Genomic DNA, 1,188 nt, shown 5'->3' on the forward strand with positions numbered 1-1,188 from the left:
CAAGCGATGTACACTTGCTCAATTTATTTTCGCTTTGGGAATTCCAGAGGTTGGTGAAACAACGGCAGAGCTATTGGCTGAGCAGTTTGAAAAACTAGAGCGCTTAATGCAAGCAAGCAAAGAGCAATTGATAGCGTTAAATGATATCGGGCCGATAATGGCTGACAATATATTTACGTTTTTTCAGTTCGAGAACAATCAACAAAAAATATCCCAGCTAATCGAGTTGGGAGTGAGTCCAGCGCCTTTAATTGTGCCAAAGCAAAGCTTTGAAAGTGCGTTTAAAGACAAAAAAGTTGTTATTACCGGTACGCTTCCAAGTATGGGGCGTGACCAGATGAAAGCACTACTTAAGGAAAATGGTGCCAAAGTTCAATCAAGTGTATCTAGCAAAACGGACTACTTAATTGCGGGTGATGCTGCCGGTTCTAAGCTAGATAAGGCAGCTAAACTCGGTGTCGAGGTGCTTAATGAGGAACAAGTGCTCTCACTAGTTAAATAAGTGTGAACTATAAGACGTTTCCATAAAGTCCAGCTGTCACTTACTCACTGTTTTTAATATCATTTAATAGATTCAATAATTTGCGACGTCAACGCAAAAAAACAATGAGTAGAGTAATGGATTATTTGCACGTCTTGATCAAAGCAACTTTTACATCAGTTTGTCTAATGCTAATCGGTGGCTGTACTGGCGATAGTGATAGCTCTGAACCACAAATAGCTGCTGTCGAGCTATCCAGCCCACCACTCGAAATACTTGGATTCCCACCCCAAACCCTATACTACGATAGTCCATTTACATTTACTTTTGGTGCTGCTGGTGGGTCTGGTGCATATCAAATGGCCTATGTTAAGCATCCTGAAATTAATGATGATGTAACCGACATCGATACGAATATTGTTGATATGTACATCGAAAACATTAGCTCTTCCGCTGATGATGATGACGCAATAAAGCCTGCATTTAAGCTAGAGGCTTTAGTAGAGTTTCCAGAGGGAGCATCTCCGGAAACTCTGGTAGGTAGAAACTATACATACGGGCTTGAATTGAGTGATGGTATTAATTCAACTTCTGAAACATATGATTTCTCTGTTGCTGCAAACGCTCTTTCTTTCTCGGGAGGCTCGATTATCAACGAGGGGGCTTCCTCTATCGCAAGCATTAATAATCTTGTAACGGCCTATAAT

General features: G+C 40.9%; 2 protein-coding genes. Both read left to right on the top strand.

The genetic code is table 11. The features are described 5' to 3' along the window. Nucleotides 1-502: helix-hairpin-helix domain-containing protein (locus A3757_RS20230; RefSeq protein ID WP_231878334.1), on the top strand; the 502-nt coding region annotated here is incomplete at its 5' end. A 104-nt stretch (nt 503-606) separates the two neighbouring features. Beyond that, nucleotides 607-1,188: hypothetical protein (locus tag A3757_RS20235; protein ID WP_156506449.1), on the top strand; the 582-nt coding region annotated here is incomplete at its 3' end.

Source organism: Oleiphilus sp. HI0117 (genome assembly GCF_001635235.1).